Below are 463 nucleotides of genomic sequence, written 5' to 3'. Positions count from 1 at the left end.
GGCGCTCCTTCGGCGTCAAAGAACACAAAGCCGTGGGGATTGGTAAAAAGATAGTATTCAACGAATCCGTAGCGATCGCACAGGCCCTGGACCATGGCGGCCGCAGCCGGGTCGCGCAAAAATCCAAACTCGTGGGCGCCCAGCTGACCAGCCTGGCTGCGTGATTGATCGAGGAAGTAGGTGTTCTGCAGAGCGTCGATGGCCGCCTCCAGCTGGTCGAGGGCGTCGGGCTCCTGCTTCCGGATAAACCGATGAATGAGGCCACGATTAAAGGCCGCCACGGCAAAGCTCGCGTCGGCGCGCGCAGTGAACATGATTTTCTTACAGGGCAGATCGGCGGCCGCCTCGCAAAACTCCAGCCCATCCATGTCCGGCATCGCGTAATCGATCACCACGACGGTGGGCAGCGAAAAACGCTGGGGATCGCCGACAAAGTGATAGATCCGCTCCAGGTCGCTTTCGG

At 60.0% G+C, this 463-nt stretch carries 1 protein-coding gene; it reads right to left on the bottom strand.

The features are described 5' to 3' along the window. The coding region (locus F2P45_RS34525; RefSeq protein ID WP_166882694.1) for a response regulator at positions 1–463 on the bottom strand (463 nt) is incomplete at both ends.

The organism is Massilia mucilaginosa (assembly GCF_011682145.1).
In the GTDB taxonomy this organism is placed as follows: domain Bacteria; phylum Pseudomonadota; class Gammaproteobacteria; order Burkholderiales; family Burkholderiaceae_D; genus Telluria_A; species Telluria_A mucilaginosa.
This window is presented reverse-complemented; position numbering and strand designations above follow the sequence as displayed.